Annotated in this window: 2 protein-coding genes; both read left to right on the top strand. The window is 62.1% G+C overall.

What is annotated here, in order from left to right:
- Positions 1 to 215: hypothetical protein (locus EN939_RS38405; protein ID WP_206528457.1), on the top strand; the 215-nt coding region annotated here is incomplete at its 5' end.
- On the top strand, positions 194 to 857 hold a 664-nt coding region (locus EN939_RS36185), incomplete at its 3' end, for a substrate-binding domain-containing protein (protein WP_164751603.1). The genes EN939_RS38405 and EN939_RS36185, both read left to right, overlap by 22 nt.

Raw genomic sequence — 857 nt, 5'->3', positions numbered from 1 at the left:
CTCTGGGAGGAGCAATGCCTGACATCGAAAAGTGCCCGACCTGGGCTGCAGTCCGCACATTCCAAAGCGGGCAGCAATCTGTTGGCGAACCATCGCGCCAGGCGCCGGGGTCGCTTGCGCGCCGTCTAACATTGCAGTCACCGGACAGCGACATTGATGCAGCCCATAAAAACAATCAGGAGGAGGAAAAACCATGCGTATGTTCAATTGCCTGAAGCTTGGCACGAACCTGCTTGGCGCAGGCATGCTTGCAGCCATCGTCGCAGCGCCCGCCCATGCCGAGGATACGGCGAAAGTCGCGGCCATCGTCAAAGGCCTCGACAATCCGTTCTTCCAGACCATGCAGAAGGGCATCGAGGAACAGGCCAAGGCAAACGGCGTGAATGTCAGCGTCCAGGCCGCCGCCAATATGGGTGACGCCACCGGCCAGGCCGACCGCCTGACCGCCATGGCCATGCAGGATTTCGATTGCTACCTGGTCAACCCGATCAGCGTCTCCAATCTCGTCCAGGCGCTGGTGCCGGTCGCCCAGAAGAAGAAGCCGATCGTCAACATCGACTCGACCATAGACCCGGAACAGGCCAAGGCCGCCGGCTTCGCCGTCTCGACCTATATCGGCACCGACAATGTCGCCGCCGGCGCGCTGGCCGGCGAAGAGATGCTGAAGCTGGTGCCGAAGGGCTCCAAGGTCGCGCTGGTCGCCGGCATAGTCGGCGATGTCGGCTCCAACGCCCGCATCAAGGGCTTCAAGCAGGCGGTGGAAGGTAAACTCGACATCGTGGTGATGGTCAGCGCCGACTGGGATCGCGAAAAGGCGCTGACCGCCGCCACCGATATTCTCGCTGCCCATCCGGACC

The organism is Mesorhizobium sp. M7A.F.Ca.CA.002.05.1.1 (genome assembly GCF_003998335.1).
In the GTDB taxonomy this organism is placed as follows: domain Bacteria; phylum Pseudomonadota; class Alphaproteobacteria; order Rhizobiales; family Rhizobiaceae; genus Mesorhizobium.
Note: the sequence above shows the minus strand (reverse complement) of the source record. Positions and strands in the feature narration are given on the sequence as shown.